Here is an 837-nt window from a genome sequence, read left to right as displayed (position 1 = left end):
AAAGAGATGGAACTGTTTAGAGAAACCAAATCTCATTATCATAAGTTAAACGCTATTTTCATTGAAAGTATTATCTATGGAATTGATAATACTCATCAATTGAGTAATCAAGACACCTCTTATCTTACTAATTATTTATTTTCTGTTGAAAACTGGGGATATTACGAAATTCTTATTCTTGGAAATTGTTGTCGAGCAATATTACCAAATTTATTATTTAGATATGCCAAAGAGGCGCTTAAAAAAGGAAAGTTGTATAGTTCTATACCTAGAAATAAACAAGCTCTCGTTCAATTACTTCTTAATTCACTTCTTATTATGATTGAAAACAGCTTATATGAGGAAGCTTTATTTTTAAAACAAGCTACTAAGAATATATTATCTAATTCCACAGATTTTTTTGAACAAACTATTCTTTTGTATTTAGAAGGATTTTTTGAACTTAAATTTCATCGTAATCAAAAATCAATTTTAAAAATAGAAGATGCTTTAAAAATTTTTGAATTATTCAATAAAACAATCTAYAAAAATTACAAACAATACTTTGAGAAACACATCATTCATTTAGTAGACTAGGCCATTTATCTATAAGGTAATAACGTGATCAAACTCTTCCAATATTTCTGGATTTTGATCATGAGTAATGACAATAACAATTGCATCTTTAATGGATAGAATGTAGTCCATTATTTCTTTTGCTTTTATTGGATCAAGGTTACTTGTAGGTTCGTCAAATATATAAACTGAATATGTTTTGACTAAAAACCTAGCTAAATCAATTCGTTGCTTTTCTCCTTCTGAAATGATTTTGTTTGATTGAGCTAGGTTTTTACGAAG

The 837-nt window shown here is 26.9% G+C and carries 2 protein-coding genes; one reads left to right on the top strand and one right to left on the bottom strand.

What is annotated here, in order from left to right; genetic code table 11:
- Positions 1-576, top strand: a 576-nt coding sequence (locus K4H96_RS10405) for an Rgg family transcriptional regulator (protein WP_457810471.1), incomplete at its 5' end; no start/stop codon positions are given.
- Positions 577-585: 9 nt separating this feature from the next.
- On the opposite strand, the gene K4H96_RS10400 is transcribed toward K4H96_RS10405, so the two are convergent.
- The coding region (locus tag K4H96_RS10400) for an ATP-binding cassette domain-containing protein (protein WP_227956502.1) at positions 586-837 on the bottom strand (252 nt) is incomplete at its 5' end.

Source organism: Streptococcus sanguinis, from assembly GCF_020729765.1.
GTDB lineage: Bacteria > Bacillota > Bacilli > Lactobacillales > Streptococcaceae > Streptococcus > Streptococcus sanguinis_Q.
The sequence above is the reverse complement of the archived record's forward strand: the minus strand, read 5'-3'. Positions and strand labels throughout refer to the sequence as shown.